This is a genomic window from Methylotenera oryzisoli (assembly GCF_004661485.1).
In the GTDB taxonomy this organism is placed as follows: domain Bacteria; phylum Pseudomonadota; class Gammaproteobacteria; order Burkholderiales; family Methylophilaceae; genus Methylotenera; species Methylotenera oryzisoli.
The window spans coordinates 260,338-279,979 of the sequence record NZ_PQVH01000008.1 but is presented as its reverse complement, the minus strand read 5'-3'; the positions used below and the strand labels follow the sequence as shown (position 1 = coordinate 279,979).

The following is a 19,642-nucleotide window of genomic DNA, read 5'->3' as shown; positions in this document are numbered from 1 at the left end:
GTGAGGTGTTTATGCTATAAGTTGGCATGAAATCTCTGATTTATATTGTCGTAACGATTTGACTGATGAATAATGAAACGTTTATTTGATTTATGTTTAGCGTTAATCGCAGCATTGATTTTGTCTTTACCATTTTTTGTTGTTTGGGTAATGGTGCGAGCTACTTCAAAAGGCCCTGCTTTATATTGGTCTGATCGGGTAGGGCGCCACAATGTTATTTTTAAAATGCCTAAGTTTCGCTCTATGAGGGTTGATACACCAGCGGTTGCTACACACTTACTTAACAATCCCCAGCAGTTTTTGACCCCAATTGGTTCTTTTTTAAGAAAATCTAGTTTGGATGAGTTACCACAACTACTGAGTATTATGAAAGGGGATATGAGCTTTGTGGGGCCACGTCCTGCATTGTTTAATCAAGAGGATTTAATCGCTTTACGTACTCAGCATGGTGTGGATGCACTAGTACCAGGCTTAACTGGTTGGGCACAAATAAACGGACGGGATGAATTGCCGATTCCTGATAAAGTGAATTTAGATGTGGTTTATATGCAGAGGCAATCATTGTGGTTTGATCTGAAAATTATTGTTTTAACTTTTGTAAAAGTTTTAAGAAGAGATGGCATTCAGCATTAGAATGGCAGGGCACATGGAAGTGTGCGTTACATTAATTAATCAATGAAAAAATCAATGACAAATCCGCGTACTATTTTAGCGATATTTCACGATATTGTGGCAGCCGCATTCGCATGGGTTGTTGCTTATTTGTTGCGCTTTAATTTTTCAGTTCCTGCTGATTTTGCATCGGAAATGTTGCTCACTCTAGGGTGGGTGGTTGTGTTGCAAGTTGGCGTTTTTATTGGCTTTGGCTTGTATCGTGGTGTTTGGCGCTTTGCCAGTGTTGCTGACTTAAAGCGTATCTTCTTAGCAGTAAGCTCTGCCGCTGTGCTGTTGGCCGCATTCTTTTTTATGCTCAAAACCGATGTTGTGATCCCGCGTTCGGTGTTAGTGCTAGATCCACTATTATTAATATTGTTCATGGGCGGAAGCCGCTTTGCTTACCGCGCTTGGAAAGAGCATTTGCTGTATGGTATGACTCTAAAGCAAGGAGAGCCCGTGATTGTGTTAGGTGCCGGTGAGGCTGCCATCGCATTGGTAAAAGACTTGGCTCGTAGCACGCAATGGAGAGTTGTGGCGTTGTTAGATGATGATTTAACCATGCAAGGCCGTGAAATATTTGGTGTAAAAGTTAGAGGCACAATAGCGCAGCTAGCATCAGTAAGCAGGTATTTAAGCGTTAAGTATGTCATTGTTGCAATGCCATCAGTGCATCACCAAAAGCGTAGAGAGGCCATTGAGCTGGCAAATGCACTTGAACTGGAGGTGATGACAGTTCCCGCGATTGATGATTTGATGAGCGGTAAGGTCAGTGTTTCGCAAATTCGCAAGGTAGACGTGGAAGATTTGCTTGGTCGTGATGCCGTGAAACTTGATAGCTCAGGCTTGCAGATGCTGATTGATCAAAAGGTTGTCATGGTGAGTGGCGCTGGTGGTTCTATTGGCTCTGAACTGTGCCGCCAGATTGTAAAGTATCAACCTAATGTATTGGTTTGTATCGATATTTCTGAATTCTCACTCTATCAGCTAGAACAGGAGTTGAGTCCATTACGTTTACCCACCAGATTGATTTACCTAACTACTGATGTTAAAAATAGCGTTCAAATGAACCACATATTAGCGCAGTATCAGCCATCGGTTGTGTTCCATGCTGCGGCCTATAAGCATGTGCCGATGATGGAAAATGGTAATGTTTGGGAGGCCTTGTCTAACAACGTAATTGGCACACATACGATTGCCAAAGCTTGTAAAGACAATGGTGTTGCTAAGTTTGTTTTAATTTCTACCGATAAAGCGGTGAACCCAACCAACGTGATGGGCGCAAGTAAGCGTTTGGCTGAAATGGTGTGTCAGGGTTTGCAAGGGGATAAGGGCACGCGCTTTGTGATCGTGCGTTTTGGTAACGTATTAGGCAGCAGTGGTAGTGTGATTCCTAAGTTTCGGGAACAGATTGCTAAGGGTGGCCCAATCACAATTACGCATCCGGAAATTACCCGTTATTTCATGTCGATCCCAGAGGCCGCGCAGTTAGTGATGCAGGCCGGATTGATGGGTAAAGGTGGGGAGATTTTTGTATTAGATATGGGTGAGCCAGTTAAGATTGCAGATTTAGCGTTGGATATGATTAGGTTATCTGGATTTAGTGCCGATGAGATTAAAATCGAGTATGTTGGGTTGCGGCCAGGTGAGAAACTGTATGAGGAATTACTAGCCGATGATGAGCATACCATGCCAACGCCACATGAAAAATTACGAATTGCACAAGCCAGAACTGCTAATTTGAGCTGGGTAAGTAATTTGCTGGTGTGGATTGAAGGCTTGCATGGTAGTCATGAGGCTCAAATGAAGCTTGAGTTATCTGGCTGGGTAGAAGAGTATAGCCCGCAAGTGTCCAGTAGCGTTGATGCACATATACCTACATCCGCACAGCATATCACTGTGCATTAACACTGTGAGTAAGATGACTTACGCTGCATCTTAATACACTGAAGCACACTCAATGCTTGCTTGAATGTTGAGCGGTATGAAGCATATTTACGGCTTTTAGTCTTTTCTTTTATTGTAATTTTTACGGGTTAATCGACAATTGGAAACATTGCATCCCCAGCAGCTCTTAGCGCAATCAAACATCATTCACACAAAAGAAGTTGTGGAAGCTGCAATTGCCACGATGGCGAATGAAATTACTAACACATTGGCAGCCACAAGCCCTGTAGTGATTTGTGTCATGGGTGGTGGCGTGGTGTTTTCTGGGCAGTTACTCACCCAACTGAGCTTTCCACTTGAGCTTGATTACGTGCATGCCAGCAGATATCAAAATAAAACGGTGGGAAAAATGCTGGAATGGAAAGCGCTACCTAAGTTGGACTTGTCTGGCCGTACTGTACTTTTGTTAGACGATATTCTCGACGAAGGCATCACATTAAAGGCGATTCAAGATAAATGTTTGATGCTGGGAGCTGCCCGCGTGCTTACCGCCGTGCTGATTGAGAAAAAACTTGATCATGTAAAGCCGATAAAGGCGGATTTTGTAGGCCTTGAGGTGCCAAACGAATATGTTTTTGGCTATGGCATGGATGTTTATGGTTGGTGGCGTAATTTACCGGCAATTTATGCATTGCAAACCTAGTGTCATATTTTAGACGTTGCTTTCATTCACCCGCATTCACCCTTTTTGCGCTAAATGTGTTGTGATTTTGACACTAGAGTTGGCATCATAACAACACTTACTGCTTTTAAAGATATTTTCTTTGTAACTTATTGATTTTTAATGGTTTGATTCTTGGCATCTAATTTGCAATCTTATTAACATGAGCAAAATGCCCATGAATAGGTGCCAAATCATGAAAAAAGAATCAATCAATCAATATGTAAACGTAGCGACGGCTGTTATTCAGCGTTCGCATCAGATTAAGACTCACTTGGATTATTTTGTGTGGTTACAAAATAGCGTGGCTGAGCTAATTCCACATGACATGCTGCTTACTGCCTGGGGTGACCTTAGACAACAGCAGGATGGCCAGTTACATTATGATGCGGCCTCTAACCTAAAAGATCTAAGAACCCCAGCCATTATTGATGCTTCAGATCGTGTAAGTGAGTTTTTAGGTGATTTATACACATATTGGATTGCATCTGGCTGTGATTGTTTTCTCATCAATGCGGTGAGTCAAAACGTAATCTTTCAGAAAATCAAAACAGTATTTCCTGACCAGTTGCTTGAGATAAACTCACTCCTTGTTTATGGCGTAAATAACCAAAGAAGCGGCGAGGAGTGTTTATATGTATTCTTTAGTAAAGAATATAAGCTAGAAATCAATGTGCAAATGATGGATTTTATCATGCCGCATATAGATTATATTTTGCGTAAAATTAAACCACTTGAGCAGTTGGACGTGCTGGCAGTGGCCGATGGCGTAAACTTGTCAAGTTTGAGTGAGCGCGAGATTGAGGTGATTAGCTGGATTAAAGCTGGTAAAACCAATCAGGAAATTGGCATGATATTGAGTATTAGCCAAAATACAGTGAAAAGCCATCTGAAAAGAATTTTCCAGAAATTAAATATTGGACGCAGGGCTCAGGCGGTGGCTTTGTTGGCAAATGTGCCTTCAACTAAACTGAAGCAGCTTCAAGTGCAACAGGGTGCGCATTCGGTTTACAACTAGAAGCCTATAACATGGGCGTGATTGATTGAATCTTTTGATGCTTTAATGATTTCACGCCCCTAATCATCATTGTTAGCGTTACAATATGGCATGATTGTAATAGTTAGATTAAAAGCCCAACAGCGGCTTGTAATCGGATAAATACGATGGTGCCCAGAAGAGAACTCGAATCTCCACATCTTTCGATACTAGTACCTGAAACTAGCGCGTCTACCAATTCCGCCATCTGGGCATTTGCTACTATAAATACTTAGCAAATCAAGGCGTTGAATTTTATATTAAAGGTAAGCTTTGTCAATGACAAACCATAAAAATACTCACAAAAGTAAAAGAAGTAATGACCCTCATGCAGCGCGTGAGGCCAGCCGCTACGAAACTCCTCTCCCTAGCCGTGAACTGATTCTTAGCACCATGAGCGACCAAGGTGTGCCATTAAGCGTAGAGCAACTATACTTGTTGCTAGACATCAGTGATGCTGAGCGCGAAGTTTTTAATAGACGACTAAATGCGATGGAACGCGAAGGTCAGATTATTAAAAATAGAAAAGGTGCGCTTTGTATCGCAGATAAACTGGATTTAATTGCCGGTGTTATCCAAGGTCACCCTGATGGTTTCGGTTTTCTGATTCCAGATGATAAAACCAAGAGCGAGGATTTGTTTTTAAGCCCGAAAGAAATGTCACAAGTCATGCACGGTGACCGTGCCATGGTCCGCATGAGTGGCTTGGATAGAAGAGGTCGTCCTGAAGGCAAAATTGTAGAGGTTCTGGAACGCAGAACACAACGCTTGGTTGGGCGCGTAATTCGCACGGCTGGTGTGACCATTGTAGCTGCGGAAGATAAGCGCATTAACTTGGATATTCTTATTCCGTATCATTTAGATATGCAGGCCAAGCCTGGCCAAGTAGTCATGGTAGAGCTTACGGAGCAGCCTTCACCGCATGCGCAGCCTATGGGTAAAGTGGTTGAGATTTTAGGTAACTATGCCGATAGCGGCATGGAGATTGAAATTGCTTTACGCAAGCACAATCTGCCGCATCAGTTTACTGCAGAGGCGATAAGTCTGGCAGAGTCTTATCCTAAACTAGTACAGCCGGACGACTATAAGGGCCGCATTGATTGCCGTGAAATGCCATTGATTACCATTGATGGTGAAACTGCGCGTGACTTCGATGATGCGGTTTATGCGGAGCCACAAGGTAAAGGCTGGCGTTTAGTGGTGGCGATTGCAGACGTAAGTTTCTATGTAAAGCCGCATGATGCATTAGACAAAGGTGCTTTAGAGCGAGGTAACTCTGTTTACTTCCCGCGCCGTGTGATTCCAATGCTGCCTGAGGCTTTGTCTAACGGCCTATGCTCACTTAACCCTGATGTAGAGCGTTTATGCATGATTTGCGATATGCAATTAGATGGTGCCGGCATCGTTAAGCAGTATAAATTTTACCCGTCTGTCATGCGTTCAAAAGCACGCATGACCTACAACCAAGTATTTGAAATACTGCAAAACCCAGAAGGGGAGTTGGCACAAGAATATGCTTGGCTAGTGCCACATTTGCAGCATTTGTATAGCGTGTATCAGTTATCACAAGCGCAGCGCGAAAAGCGTGGTGCGATTGAGTTTGAGTCCTCTGAAACCATTATGATCTTTAATGATCAAGGTAAAATTGAGCGCATTGAGCCAAGCACACGTAATGAAGCGCATAAACTGATTGAAGAGTGCATGCTTGCGGCAAACGTCTGTGCTGCTGAGTTTCTTAAAAAACATGAGCATCCAGCGTTGTACCGTATACACGAAGGCCCAACCCCTGAAAAACTAGAGCTTTTACGCACGTTTATGGGTGAGTTTGGTTTTGGCGTAGGTGGCGGTGACTCGCCGCACGCTAAAGACTACGGCAAGCTGTTAGCACGAATTAAAGATCGCCCAGATGCTCAGCTATTGCAAACAGTGCTGTTACGCTCAATGCAGCAGGCTGTGTATAGCCCCGATAATGTAGGACATTTTGGTTTAGCTTATGAAGCTTATGCGCACTTTACTTCGCCGATTCGCCGTTACCCGGATTTATTGATTCATCGTGCAATTAAGGCAGTGCTGAATGGGGAGCGCTACAAAGCGAGCGATTGGAATAGCTTAGGCGAGCAATGCTCCATGACTGAGCGCCGTGCAGACGATGCGACACGCGATGTGACCAATTGGCTGAAGTGTTTTTATATGCAAGACAAGATTGGTGAAGTGTTTGAAGGCACCGTTGCCGGCGTAACTAGCTTTGGTTTATTTGTGGCATTAGATGGTGTGTACGTTGAAGGTTTGCTACATGTGACAGAGTTAGGTAATGATTACTTTATCTATGACAAAGCACGACACGAGATGGCTGGTGAACGTACTGGCGTGCGTTATCGCCTAGGTGATCGCTTAACTATTAAGGTTGTACGCGTTGATTTAGAAACTACGAAGATAGATTTTACTTTAGTAAATAAAAACAGTGAATTAGGTGATGAATCTAACGTAGTTTCAAAAGTTAAAGATGGCACGAATAAATCAAGTGCTCGCACGCAATCTGCTGTAAAATCCACTCCTAAATTTGAAGGGGCAGGTGCGCAAAGCCCAAAAGCAGACAATGTGAAGTTTGGTGACTCGTTTGGTAAAAAGCCTAAGCGTGGCCCTAAAACAGGTTTTTCGGATAAACCTGTGAGTACATCTAAAGCCTCACCTAAACCAAAAAATAAAACTAAAACCAGTAAACCCAAAAAAGTGGCAAGTAAAGCAACCACAAAACGTAAGGTAAAAAAATGAGTGACGCCCGTATTTTATTTGGCTTTCATGCAGTATTAAGCCGATTGCGCCAGCACAGTGCTAGCGTACAAGAGATTTTAATTGACCGAGATCGCGTTGACGCACGGATGAAAGATTTGCTTAGCATGGCAGAGTCATCAGGCGTACGCACAATGCAGGTTGAACGTAGCCGTCTGGATGGCATGGCAGGGATGAACGGCCGCCACCAAGGTGTGATTGCGCGTGTGGTAGATACGCCAATTCCATACAAAGATATTCATGATATTTTAGAGTCAGACTTATCTGAACCAGCATTCTTTTTGATTTTAGATGGTGTAGAAGACCCGCATAATTTGGGCGCTTGTTTACGTGTAGCTGACGCTATGGGTGTGCACGCAGTGATTGCGCCTAAGGATAGAGCAGCAGGCCTTAATGCTACCGTGCGTAAGGTGGCCTGTGGTGCAGCTGAAACAGTGCCTTTTATTGCGGTAACCAATTTAGCCAGAACAATTCGTGAGCTAAAAGAGGCTGGTGTTTTTGTCGTTGGCACTACGATGGATGCACCAAGCACTTTATTAAATACTAAGCTGAGTGGTCCAATTGCTGTTGTATTAGGTGCAGAAGGCGACGGTATGCGCCGCTTGACTGCAGAAACTTGTGACGCATTGATGACGATCCCAATGTTTGGCTCTGTACAGAGCTTGAACGTAAGTGTGGCGAGCGGTATTTGCTTGTATGAAGTAAGGCGCCAAAGAAGTTTAGCTGTCTAGTACCGACGATAAACCTTGTATAGCAATTAACAGGGCTGTGATTGAGTAATCACAGCCCTGTTGTACTTTTGTATGGGTGTTTTTGAGTAAGCGCTTTTTACAAGAAGTTTTTGAAAAAGCCTCTTCGAAAAGAATCTTAAGTTAGCGCTTAAATTAGCGCAAATTGAGTACTTGTAAGGTACGGTTACGCACTTGCGCTAAGAGCTGGCTATCATCAATTAATGACTCACCGTAGCTGGGAATTAATGCTTTAATTCGGCTACGCCATTGCTCAGTTTTAATTTTGTCTGAGAAGCAGCGTTCAATGACATTAATCATTGCCTGTACCGAAACCGAGGCGCCGGGTGAGGCACCCAATAAGCCGGCAATGCTACCATCTTTTGCGGCAACTATTTCTGTACCGAACTCCAGTTTCCCGCCTTTTTCATCACACTGCTTGATAATTTGTACACGCTTCCCCGCGCTTTCAAGGTGCCAATCTGCATCAGCGGCTAGCGGGTAAAACTCACGCAGGGTAGTCACGCGCGATGAATGCTTTTGTAGGGCTTCGCCAATCAAATAGCGCGTTAAATCCATATTGTGACGGCCTGCGCCTAGTAAAGATTTTAAATTATTAGGCTTAACAGACTTGAATAAGTCTAGATAGGAGCCTTTTTTCAAAAACTTGGTGGTAAACCCTGCATATGGCCCAAATAGCAACGCTGGTTTACCGTTGATAATGCGCGTGTCTAAATGTGGTACCGACATCGGTGGCGCACCAATTGCAGCTTTGCCATATACCTTACTGTTATGTTGCTTAATGATGTCAGGGTTGTTGCATACTAGCCATTGACCACTTACTGGAAAACCGCCGTAGCCTTGGCTTTCAGGGATGCCTGACTTTTGCAGTAGCTTTAATGCGCCACCGCCAGCACCTAGGAACACAAAGCCAGCTTCAATTTTTTTTTGTTTCTTGGTAGTGAGGTCTTTGATATTGACCAGCCAACGACCGTTATCTAACTGTTTAAGCCCTGTGACTTCGGTGCTGACATTTAATTGGAAGCTGGGTGTTTGCTGTAAGTGTTTAACCAGTTCACGTGTGAGTGAGCCAAAATCAATATCTGAGCCATAGCTGACGCGTGTTGCTGCGACTTTTTCATTGTCCGTACGCTGTTGCATCATCAGTGGCATCCACTCGGTGAGCTTTGTAGTGTCATCACTGAACTCCATATCCTTAAATAATGGATGCTCCTGCAGCAGGCGGTGGCGTTTGCGTAAGAACGCTACATTTTCTTCACCCCAGACAAAACTGAGGTGAGGTGTTTTATTAATAAATTTGGCTGGCGCTGGCAGTGCGTTTTTTTCTACTAAGCTTGCCCATAGCTGCAATGAGACTTCAAAAGAGGCATTGATGGCCAGTGCGCGATTAATGCTGATATTGCCAGCATCATCTGTAGGTGTGTAGTTTAACTCGCAATAACCGGCATGGCCTGTACCAGCGTTGTTCCATGCATCAGTACTTTCAGTCGCAATCGATGGTAAGCGCTCTACCATGGTCATGTGCATTAATGGGGCTAGTTCATTGAGTAATGTGGCTAAAGTGGCACTCATCACGCCGCCACCTACCAGAAGTACATCTACTTTATCTACAGTCATCATTATTTAAGAGTAATAAGTTTAAATTTTTTGTATCAATCCCTACGGCTGCTTGGCGCCGTTAGGCAATGCGTTCAAGAGGTCAATGTCTTTGGAGTCAACCTTGGCGCCGGTAATTAAGTCATAACCTTGGTGTGCATTATGGAAGGTATGGCATGACATGCAGCTACTTGCAATGCGCTTGTGCTTTTGTGTGTTGCCCGAGTGACAGAGTAAGCATGACTGACGGTCAGGGATAGCCACATCTGCACTGCTGATTGATTCCGCTACTTTGTGACAGCTGGTACATTCCTGTGTTCTGTGTGCCGCATGGTTAAACTGAGCCTTACTGAGCCAGTCATTGTTAAGGCGTAAAGGTATCGTCTGCCAAGGTGTTTTGTCGCCTGGCTGGGCATCTTGAATTGCATGGCAATATGCGCAGCCATTATTTTTTAGCTGATCTGAATAGCGGTCAAACTCTTTTGGCGCGTATAGCTTGAGGGAATTGAACATATTCTGCTCATCACCGTGTGGTAGTGTCAGTTTGTTGTCTTTAGGCCCAATTTGCAGCTCACTGGTATGGCAAGTGCTACAGTTGTTTTTGTAAGAGAGCGCTTTAAAGCGCATTTCTTTACCTTCAGCCTGATGGCAGCTGGTGCAGGCAAGCTCACGTACATCCCAAATCCCGTTTGGGCCTTGTACTTTGCCAACGTGTTGATTGTGCGGGAATTTTAATCCTGAGTTCTCGATGAGTTTAGCTTTTTCTGCTTGTGGAATGCGCACAACATCTTTGGCGTTTGGCCCGGTTTTAAAGCTTAGCTTGAAATCAGGGTGCTGTTTTTCAAAGTCACGGATATTGGGTAGTTTGGTATCTCGGTCTATCGTTCTAATGGCGCCATGACATTTAATGCACATATTGTTATCTTGGCGTGCCAGTGGGTGTGGTGCCTTATGCTCTTGATGACACTCTGCACAGCGCATGCTGCCAATAAAACGGTGTGCAGCTTTTAGTGATCGCTTTTGCAGTTCTGGGTCTGCAATATGAGGGGCAGTGTCCTGATGGCAGTGGACGCAGGCTTGATCTGATACTTTTTTGAGCGGTGCCTGATGGCAGTTAAAGCATTGCGAGCCGAAGTGTCTATGTGCGGTTGAAATACGGCCTGGGCTCCATATGCGGTCAAAGCCGAAAGGGAGGGTGGACATCGATGTTTGCAATGGTGGAATTAAGTTTTGCGCGAGCGGCAGTAGCAAAAACGTCAAGGCAATCAGTGCCGCTAGCCACATGGATAAACGCCATTTGAATTTAAATGCGTTGGGTAATGGGTCGTGCGTGCGTGCTTTCAGGTCCTGATAGTCATCAGGTAACGGCTGCGTGAGCGTGAGCGATATTGATAAATTAACATCAGGTGGCGCAGGCTCTACATTGAGCTGGTATGGGCCTATCATGATTTGCTTGCCGGGCGTGAGCTTGACGTTTTGCAGTATCGCACCCTCAACCTCAACTTCACCGTTCAGGCTGACAACGTAGATATGGCCATCTTCTAACTCTTTAATCACAGCGTGATGCATGGCAATGCGAGGATCTGCAAGGTGAATTGTGCACTCTGCGCCACGGCCAATCATTAACTCTGTTGCATGGATAGTACGGTAATTGCGTACAGGTAGCCCGCGCGAGTTAGTTGTGATTTTTATTAACAAACAATTAATCATAAAGAGGTTCTATTCATCTGCTTTTGCTTTGCCCAGCGTTATTTTTGTTATTTCAAATGCATTTAGATGGGTAGTGTTAAGTTTGCCATTACCAATACACAAATACTGCAACGATATGTGCGAGCATGGCGACTAGTAAACCTACGGTAAACGGCACATGCAAGTATAGCCAGATACCAAGCCTGGCGCGGTACATCAAGTCTTGCCGTGCGCGTCTAACTAATGATTCGCGGCGCACCATAATCGAATATAGCTCGCGGTACAATTTACGTTGCTCTACTGCTAAGTCTTTACCTAGTATCGTGAGCTCTTGCACGGCTTTTGCAGAAGGACAGTTAGGCTGGAAACCGCTTAGTTGATCAATTAAGCTCAGGCCAATGGAGGTCTCACGGCATGCACGCAGTACGGTATTGTTAATTTCGTCCGGCATCAGCAGTGCAATCTTGCGTGCCAGCTTATCAGCCTCTGCAATTCTTAACAGCAGGCCATCCAAGCTGTCTTCACCCATGTTTTCTGTCATTTTTCGCGGGTAAATCATGTAGGTGTAATTACCAAAGAAACCGCTGGCCACCACGATCAGCAGTAGGGCGTAGGCTAAGGTGTGAATATTTAGCCCAAAGTTAAAGCCGCTGTGCAAGGTGACAATAAAGGTGAGTGCAGTACCTAGATAAATATGGGCAGATAGCCAGCCTTGAGTGGCTCCAGTGCCACGGTAGCGCCTTTTTCTGATGCCGTACCATGTCATCCATAACACCATGCATGCAGATATCGTACCTAAGGTATAACCCAACCAGCTACCGCCGTAATGACCAACCGCGGGTTCAAAAAACAGAAAGGCAGCTAATGCAATTAAGATAACCACGACCGCTATTTTGAAATAGCGATAGTTTTTATAGTCGAACATATTGCTTTGTTGCATTAAGCATTCCCTCTATGCATCATCAAACCCTAGTATGTGGTGTTCGTCCGCGACATTATTACTTGCATAACCTAAAAGCTGCTCAGGGTTCACCCGTAAGGCTGCGCCAACCGGGCATGCACGCACGCATACTGGCCCATCGGCAATGTCTTTACACATGTCACATTTAACCGCGACTTTGGTATTGTTGGTTGAGGCAACCTGTTTAGGTTGAATCCCCAATAGCATTTGCCATAAGCTTTGTTCTGGCTGATCTTGAATCACGGCCATTTGAATCACGTCATATGGGCAGTTTTGCTGACAGTTACCACAGCCAATGCAGCTATCATCGATATAGACTTCGCCATGCGGCGCACGATGGATAGCATCTGGCGGGCAGTCTTTCATGCAGTGAGGGTGTTCACAGTGACGGCATGAGGTCGGGACGCGAATGTTGGCGTAAATAGGGCCGGTGTCGCGGTCTAGCCTTGTTGCGCCGCCATGGGTGTCCGCACATGCCTGCTCACAGTGGTTACAGCGCACACAGAGTGATTCGTCAATCAATAAAACGTCAGTTGCTTCACCTACACCTTGCTGGATCAAGAAGGAGATCAGGCTGGACTGTGCGGATTGATTTGAAAAGCCACTGCTACTGTCTGAAGAGGTTTCTAGTTGCTGTCTTTTTTCCTGCTCTTGCAGATGTTGTAAGTAACGTGCGTCTAATGATGCGCGTACTTCAGGATTGCGCGCGATGATGCCTTGCATGCGTCCTACATCAATTAAAATCGCCTCAGTTGCAATGGCGGCTCGCACCGTCGCGTAGCGCGGCTCACCAGAAATCAGTGACATTTCACCCACATAATTGCCGGCGGCTACATAGAATAAAACCACCTCGCGGCCAGTCATCATGCGCGAAACGGTAACGGAGCCACGTCGGATTAGGTAAAGGCCATCTGCATCATCGCCTTCATGAAATAACTCTTCACCTGCTGCATATTGTTTAATAACCGCATGTGATGCCAAGTCGTTGAGGTCATCTTCACTTAATGAAAGGCCAATGCACGCATGTACGATGCGCTTGATTGCAACTTCATCCAGCGTTCTGCGCATTGCTTGCACTGAGTTGATCAGTTTTAATATAACGCGTCGTGGCGTTTCAATCAGCGCGCTCTGGGTTGTGGCCCTTACCGTGGCAATTCTGCGTCGGCCGGACAATAGCCCCATTTCACCAAAAAACTCACCGCTTTTGAATGAGTCATCTGCTATATCGTCTTCATCGATGAACATTTCCAGCTCACCTTCGATGACAAAGAAGAAGGAGGTGCTGTAATCGTTACGTTCAAAGATAATGTCGCCAGCTGCAGGCAATAAAATATTACTTTCTAGAATCAGCTCTCTTAATTGCAAAGAGTTAAGTAGGCGTAATAAAGGCACACTGCGCTGAATTTTATCCAGCACATCTTCAATGCCACGGTCAGAGCAGAAACTGGCAAATTTTTCGCGTAGTAGTGCTGTATCAGCGGCCTCAACTGGGTTGCCCAAAATATGCTCAATGACTTCATAGCCTTGGTTAATGCCCTGTTTGATTAATGGGTAACCGGCAAGTGCGCCAATAATGTATAAGCCAGGCACGTTAGATTCATAACGTGGGGTCAGCACGGGCAGGGCGGCTAAGTCGGCGGTAGGGAATGCGACGCCGAAGCTTTCCAGCAAAGGTCTAGAGGGGAGTGCACCAAGACGTGCAATAATCCGATGACATGGAATACGCTCTATGCCCTTGGGGGTTTCCGCAAACAATGTCACTGGAAACTCGCCTTTGGTATTGGCTTCAATCGATTGTGGACGTGTTTCTAATAACCAGTCTAGCGCGCCTCTTTGCCTTGCCTCTGTTAGTTGTGTAAGGTTGCTTTCCTTACAATTGCTAAAGTCTTCAGCACGGTTTAATACAATCACTTGATTACGCCCAGTCAGCGCTAGTGCATTTTCAACGCCGGTATCACCACCACCAATGACAACGATCGTTTCATTTTGGTAAGCTTCTGGATCATCTAGTTGATACTGTACCTGCGGTAAATCGCCACCGGGTATTTCCAGTTTGCGTAGGTTGCCCTGTACGCCAATTGCTAAGATGACATGGTCGGCAGTAAATATGCTACCGTCACCCAGTTCAACTTTTAATGCTTCTGGGCGTTTGCTTTCTGAATCACGGGTGATTGCAACAACTTTTGAGTTGTAGCGAATGTTGATTTTGTAGTCGGCAATCACGCTTTCCCATGAGTTGAGTACAGACTCTCGCAGCGATGCCGCAAACGGCAACGGGCTACGTAATGGCAAGCCGCGTGGCTCTGCCATGACTAATTTTCGGCGCTGGTAATTACGTATGGTATTGGCGGCTGCTTCTGTTGCTTCTAATAGCAGATAGGAAAGCTTTTGCTCAGCCGCACGTGCCGCTGCTGATAAGCCGCTGGGACCCGCACCGATAATAATGACGTCAAAGTGATTGCGCATGAAAACGTTAGCAAAAGCGATATTATAAGATATGGATTATATGCCAAAACTCGCGGCAGGATTGACGTTAAAAATTGCAACAGGGCAATAATTGTAAGTTCCAAAGCATTTTCAGGCTTAATGTTGCCAGTAGTAATGCAAAGATCTTTTTAAGCGTAGCAACCGGCAACTTTTGCGTGAGGTTTGCTCCAATGGGTGCAGTAAAAAAACTGGTGATGGAGATAACCAAAACTGCAGGTAAATTAATAAAGCCGTAAGTAAACGGAATCGGTGCTACATGGGACCACCCGCTTAACAGATAACCAACGCTGCCCGCAATTGACAGCGGAAAACCAATGGCCGCAGAAGTGCCAATGGCTTTTTTGATATCAACCTTGCGCCAGGTAAGGTAGGGTACGGTAATTGAGCCGCCGCCGATAGAAACAATGGCAGAGATGGAGCCTATGCCGATAGACGCTAATACGAGCTCAATTCTGTTGATTGAATGGTGCGCAGCGCTGTTGACGTGTTGTGTGGACTTTGAATTTGAGAACATTTGAATTGCCACGTAGCCCATGAAACAAGCAAAAAATATGGCTAATACTTTAGAGCTAATCATCGATGCAATAAATGTGGCCGAGAAAGTGCCTAATACCACCCCTAGCACCATGAGCTTAACTAATGGCCAAACCACTGCACCATTAGCATGGTGAGCACGTAAGCTGGATAAAGACGTTACCATAATGCATGCCATGGATGTACCCAAGGCTAAATGTACCACTTGATCGGCAGGTACGTTTTGGCTTAAAAATATAGCTGTCAGCATTGGAACCATCACGCCGCCGCCGCCAATACCTAATAGGCCCGCAGCTAAACCAACAAAAGCACCTAGTGCCAAAAAAGTTAAAATTAGATCAAAATTCATGTGTGTGTAGTATGTTTTAAAGAGAGGAGCTTTATTATTTATTGGCTAGAAGTTTAGTTACTTCAGTGCTAGGAATGGGCTTGCTGAAATAATATCCTTGGATTTCATCGCAGCCATGTTGGATTAAGAAATTAAGTTGTTCCTGTGTTTCTACGCCTTCTGCAATGGTTTTAAAACTCAGGCTTTTTGCCATACTGATAATCGCAGTAATGATGGCTGCATCTTGAGGGTGGCTACCTATGCCGCGTACAAATGATTGATCAATCTTGAGTTTATCAATTTTGAATTTTTTCAAATAGCTGAGTGAAGAGTAACCCGTACCAAAATCATCGATAGAGAGTCTGACGCCTAGGCTATTGAGTTGATTCAGAACATTCAATGTGCGTTCTGAGTCTTCCATAGCAATACCTTCAGTCAGCTCTAGCTCCAGCATGCTGGGGTCAACTTTAGTATCTCTTAGAATCTGGCAAACGCTGCTGTAAAGTGTGTCTTGGTGGAACTGTACTACAGATAGATTGACCGCAACGGGTACAGCTTCTAAGCCAGCTTCTTGCCAAGTGGCAAGCTGATTCACGGCAGTACGTAATACCCAGTCGCCAATTTCGGTAATTAAACCACTTTCTTCTGCAATCGGAATAAACAGCGCTGGGGAAACCATGCCTCGCTCTGGATGTTGCCAGCGTATAAGTGCTTCTAAACCAACAATCTTAGATGTTTTGCTATCGTACTGTGGTTGGTAATAAAGTAAAAATTCTTGGTGCTCTATTGCATTGCGCAACTCGCTCTCGAGTAACAAAATGTCGTGCGCCTGCTCATGCATTTGAAGGGCAAAGAATTGAAAGTTATTACGGCCTTCATATTTTGCACGATACAGCGCGGCATCTGCTGACTGGGATAATTGTTCAAAATTTTCCCCATCTTGCGGGTAAGCTGCAATCCCGATACTCGCTGTCAGTACAATTTTTTGACCGTTAAAATTAAAAGGCTGAGCAACAATATCGAGTAATTTTTTTGCAACATGGGCAGCGCCTTCTGCATCTGTGTTTGGTAGCAATAAAATAAACTCATCGCCACCTTGGCGGCATACCGTGTCTTCAGGGCGCATATAATTCACCAAGCGCTCTGCAAGCTCTTTGACTACTCGGTCGCCTATAGTTGGTCCAAGCGATTCATTAATCAGCTTAAAGCGGTCAAGATCCAAAAACATGAGCGTTACTGTCGACTTCTGGCGTTTGGCAGCGGCGAGCGCCAAGGTCACTCTATCGTTTAATAAGCTCTTATTGGGCAGGTTGGTGAGTAGGTCAAAGTTACTTAAGAACTGTATGCGCTCTTCTGCAATTTTTCGCTCTGAAATATCGGTGATGATGCCAATATGCTGCGTCACTTTACCGTCTGTATCTTTAATTGTGCTGATAGAAAGCCATTGTGTGTAAACCTCACCATTTTTACGATGATTAATGACTTCCCCCTGCCAATAACCTACGATGTTAACGCTTTCCCACATTGCACGATAAAAAGACTCTGCTAAATTGCCTGAAGCGAGCATGCGAGGGTTATTGCCAATAGCTTCTTCAGGCTCGTAGCCTGTGATTTTAGTAAATGCATTATTGACTGAAATAATTTTATTGTTTTCGTCGGTAATGACAATGCCGTCACGGCTAGACTCAAACACCTTAGCATTGATACGTAACTTTTCTTCAGCTGATAACCGCTCGGTAATATCAAGCCATGCACCTACAATTTCCACTGGCTTGCCGTTGCTATCCCGCGCTAACATCAAGTGGTCTTCTATCCAGATATAGCTGCCGTTAGCATGTTTGAATCGATATTGATGATTGAGTACCCCGGCTTCAAACAACGTTTTCTGAGACTCTAAGGCATCGGTTAAGTCTTCTGTGTGTATATGTTTAAGCCAGAAGTCATCTTGTAACCACTCATCTTTGGCGTATCCTGTCATCTGGTAAATGTTTTCACTCATGAAATCAGTACTAAAAACACCAGCCGCATTGAGTTTTAGTGTGTAAATCACAGCAGGACTAAGGTTCACTATCTGACTAATATGCTTGTGAGCGTAATCAAGGTCTGCCATTAGCTTCTGTTTTTTCTGCTCTCTGTCAAAGTTGTCGAGTGCAAAACTAATGTCACTCGCCATTTCTTGCAGTAGTGCGATGGCTTCACTGTCAAAAGCGTTGGCGCTTTCGTGATACACATTGAGCACTGCAAACGGTTTTTGGTCGCGCTGAATTGGAAAACAAGCCGATGAACCCCATCCAAAGCGCTTAGCCTTATCGCGCCAAAGTATCGTATTGGGATCCGTTAGAAAGTCGTTGATAATCATGATTTGATTATTTCTTAAGGCCGTACCTGTCGGGCCTCGCCCCTCAGGGAGATTGCCATTGGCTGAAATATTCAGGCCATCCATATACTCGATGCCATCACCATGGACGGCTACCGGTAAAATTTGCTGGCTCTCTGGGTCTAGTTGCCCGACCCAAGCCATTTTCATACCGCCAAAGTTGACTGAGCAACGGCAAACAATCGAGAATAGCTCATTATCATCACCCATGCGTACAATCGCCTGATTCACCTCACTTAGAGCTTGGTACAGTTGGGTTAGATGTGAAATGCGGCTCTCAGCTAGCTTGCGTTCAGTTAAGTCTCTGATGATGGCAAAGTAATAATGCTTGTCTAACTTTCTGCAACTCACCTCTGCGACAAATTGAGAGCCATCCCCGCGGCGATATTGCCATTCACCTTTGGTAGGGTGGTCTGACATGATGTTGGAGGTGAATTCTGGGTGTCCGATCACGTTGCCGACTAATACATCGGGTAGCCGCATGTTGAGCAGTGCACTATGTTGATAACCAAGCATGTTGACTGCAGCGACATTGACTGCAATAAATTGGTGCTGGTGATTGAGCACTAAAACACCATCACCCGCTTGGTCGAAAAGTTTTTGATAACGATTTTCTGCACGTTGCCTGCTGCTTAATAAAAACCATGCTAAAAAGGCAGATAAAATCGTGAGTGTAGAACCTAATAAGGCGACTAGTGTAGGTTTGCCATAGGGCAGTATGCGCGCCTCAAAAGCGGGTGTCGTCTGGAACAGAAGTGTCCATTTGGTGCCACCCACATCCAGCACTCTTGATACCGCCTGAGTCAGCACTCTTTGAGTAGAGTAATTAGTATCATTTGACTCCTGTGCAGACTTGTATAAAAACGACTCTTCAGTCGCTTCGCTTCCTTGAAAAATGTTAATGCTGACGTCTGAGTCAATTTCACCTTTGAACCCATTCATTAAATCATTCATGCGAAAGGGAACATCGACCCAGCCTATGATGGCATTGCGTCTTGCTTCCAAGCTGTTTAAGACTGTGTGTTTTTTATATATTGGCAAGTACATAACAAATGAATGCTGATTTTTCTCCCCAGCATCCTGGCCAAGTGTCATGCGTTTTGAGATGCGGACATTGTTGGCATCTCTTGCTTGCTCCAGCGCTTTTAAAGCAGTAGGTAAAGTTAGTACATCTAAGCCTAATACTTTGGTATTAGCTGCATCTAAAGGCTCAATTAAGGTAATAGGTGCGTAATACGGGCGCTCACCCGCAGGCTTAATTTGATAATTGTTGAGGCCGCGGTTTTTTACATCTGTAATATGCGTAGTTTTTCGCGCGTTATCTATCAGTTCGACGAGTGCGATTCCTCGCACGCCAAATCTATCGCCTAAATTAAGTGATTTTATATAGGTATGGAATTCATTCGGCTTGACTATATCTGAGCCGTCAATAAACCCTTTAACACCTCGCATAATGACCAAGATTGCATTAAAGCGTGCTTGAAGATTGCTAACGGTGACGTCTGCGGAGTCTTCCAGGGCTGAGCTTAGTTTTTGTAAATTATCATCTCTGGCGTTTGACCATAGCTGATAGGTGATGAGAGAACCAACCAACATTATCGTGCCGGTCAATAGCCACAAAATAGTTTTGTGTAAGGTCTGGCTAGTTGGTTTAGCGTTCATTTGCATTTAAATGATTAACTACCAATTAATTATTCTTGGTCAAGTTTACATGAAACACGTTGTAGGTGTAATGCATTTTTTACTAGCTTTGAACTAATGTTTGTCAATACCTGCATGTTATATCTTATATAAGTATCTTTGGTGTATATTGCATAGGCACGTTTATCCTAG

At 44.6% G+C, this 19,642-nt stretch carries 12 protein-coding genes and 1 tRNA gene; 6 read left to right on the top strand and 7 right to left on the bottom strand.

The features are described from left to right. Positions 1 to 72 precede the first annotated feature (72 nt). From C3Y98_RS06045 to epsA, 4 genes are all read left to right on the top strand, one after another. Positions 73 to 633: a sugar transferase gene (locus C3Y98_RS06045; protein WP_135277230.1), complete on the top strand. Its 561-nt coding sequence runs from the start codon at positions 73 to 75 to the stop codon at positions 631 to 633. Positions 634 to 675: 42 nt separating this feature from the next. Further along, positions 676 to 2,562 carry a polysaccharide biosynthesis protein gene (locus tag C3Y98_RS06040; protein WP_135277228.1) on the top strand — a complete coding sequence of 629 codons (1,887 nt, stop codon included), beginning with the start codon at positions 676 to 678 and terminating at the stop codon, positions 2,560 to 2,562. 139 nt (positions 2,563 to 2,701) lie between these two features. Then, positions 2,702 to 3,244, top strand: a complete 543-nt coding sequence (locus tag C3Y98_RS06035) for a hypoxanthine-guanine phosphoribosyltransferase (RefSeq protein WP_135277226.1) — start codon at positions 2,702 to 2,704, stop codon at positions 3,242 to 3,244. A 214-nt stretch (positions 3,245 to 3,458) separates the two neighbouring features. Continuing rightward, positions 3,459 to 4,280: an XrtB/PEP-CTERM-associated transcriptional regulator EpsA gene (gene epsA, locus C3Y98_RS06030; protein WP_167759904.1), complete on the top strand. Its 822-nt coding sequence runs from the start codon at positions 3,459 to 3,461 to the stop codon at positions 4,278 to 4,280. Between the two features lie 147 nt (positions 4,281 to 4,427). On the opposite strand, the gene C3Y98_RS06025 is transcribed toward epsA, so the two are convergent. Then, a tRNA-Leu gene (locus C3Y98_RS06025) sits at positions 4,428 to 4,512 on the bottom strand. 65 nt (positions 4,513 to 4,577) lie between these two features. Between C3Y98_RS06025 and rnr the strand changes: the two genes are divergently transcribed. After that, the gene (rnr, locus tag C3Y98_RS06020; protein ID WP_135277224.1) at positions 4,578 to 7,070 is read left to right on the top strand and encodes a ribonuclease R; all 2,493 of its coding nucleotides are present in this window, start codon (positions 4,578 to 4,580) and stop codon (positions 7,068 to 7,070) included. Beyond that, a complete protein-coding gene (rlmB, locus tag C3Y98_RS06015; protein WP_135277222.1) occupies positions 7,067 to 7,819 on the top strand; it encodes a 23S rRNA (guanosine(2251)-2'-O)-methyltransferase RlmB in 753 nt (250 codons plus the stop codon). The genes rnr and rlmB overlap by 4 nt, the downstream gene beginning before the upstream one ends. A gap of 153 nt (positions 7,820 to 7,972) precedes the next feature. Here the strand turns inward: rlmB and mqo are convergent, their stop codons facing one another. The 6 genes from mqo to C3Y98_RS05985 form a co-directional block, all read right to left on the bottom strand. Beyond that, positions 7,973 to 9,454, bottom strand: a complete 1,482-nt coding sequence (mqo, locus tag C3Y98_RS06010) for a malate dehydrogenase (quinone) (RefSeq protein WP_135277749.1) — start codon at positions 9,452 to 9,454, stop codon at positions 7,973 to 7,975. A 42-nt stretch (positions 9,455 to 9,496) separates the two neighbouring features. Then, positions 9,497 to 11,143 carry a cytochrome c3 family protein gene (locus C3Y98_RS06005; protein ID WP_135277220.1) on the bottom strand — a complete coding sequence of 549 codons (1,647 nt, stop codon included), beginning with the start codon at positions 11,141 to 11,143 and terminating at the stop codon, positions 9,497 to 9,499. 88 nt (positions 11,144 to 11,231) lie between these two features. Continuing rightward, positions 11,232 to 12,062, bottom strand: coding sequence for a hypothetical protein (locus tag C3Y98_RS06000; protein WP_135277218.1), 831 nt, complete (start codon positions 12,060 to 12,062; stop codon positions 11,232 to 11,234). A gap of 12 nt (positions 12,063 to 12,074) precedes the next feature. After that, on the bottom strand, positions 12,075 to 14,549 hold the full coding sequence (locus tag C3Y98_RS05995) for a cyclic nucleotide-binding domain-containing protein (RefSeq protein ID WP_135277217.1): 2,475 nt from the start codon (positions 14,547 to 14,549) through the stop codon (positions 12,075 to 12,077). 67 nt (positions 14,550 to 14,616) lie between these two features. Beyond that, complete coding sequence (locus C3Y98_RS05990) at positions 14,617 to 15,453, bottom strand: sulfite exporter TauE/SafE family protein (RefSeq protein WP_135277215.1); 837 nt, start codon at positions 15,451 to 15,453, stop codon at positions 14,617 to 14,619. A gap of 34 nt (positions 15,454 to 15,487) precedes the next feature. Further along, positions 15,488 to 19,471 (bottom strand): EAL domain-containing protein, encoded by a 3,984-nt coding sequence (locus C3Y98_RS05985; RefSeq protein ID WP_245234330.1) that lies wholly within the window; start codon positions 19,469 to 19,471, stop codon positions 15,488 to 15,490. Positions 19,472 to 19,642 lie beyond the last annotated feature (171 nt).